Origin of the sequence: Mesorhizobium sp. M4B.F.Ca.ET.143.01.1.1 (genome assembly GCF_004792275.1) — a bacterium.
GTDB lineage: Bacteria > Pseudomonadota > Alphaproteobacteria > Rhizobiales > Rhizobiaceae > Mesorhizobium > Mesorhizobium abyssinicae.
In genome coordinates this window covers 1-315 of the sequence record NZ_SRSR01000252.1, presented here as the reverse complement: position 1 = coordinate 315, position 315 = coordinate 1, and the positions used below count along the sequence as shown (strand labels likewise).

1 protein-coding gene is annotated in these 315 nt (G+C 68.9%); it reads right to left on the bottom strand.

Annotation, left to right across the window (positions count from 1 at the left end):
* The coding region (locus EN786_RS36865; RefSeq protein ID WP_148672091.1) for an NAD(P)-binding domain-containing protein at nt 1-315 on the bottom strand (315 nt) is incomplete at both ends.

Below are 315 nucleotides of genomic sequence, written 5' to 3'. Positions count from 1 at the left end.
GTGACATGTTCCGTGCCGGGTCCCGGCGTTTCGAGGTCCCATTTGCCGAGCACGCCCAGCCACCAGCAGAAGTCACGTCCGCGATAGGCGCGCGGCGGACGGTCGTGCGCGCCGACCGAAAGATAGACGCGCCTGCCTGAACGCTGCAGCTCGTCGGCGATCTGCACGCCCGACGATCCCGCGCCGACCACCAGCACCGCGCCCTTCGGCAACTGCGCCGGGTTGCGGTAGGCGCTCGAATGGATCTGCAGGATGCCGCTATCCGCGGGGACGAGAGGCGGGATGACGGGAACCTGGAAAGGTCCGGTCGCGGCA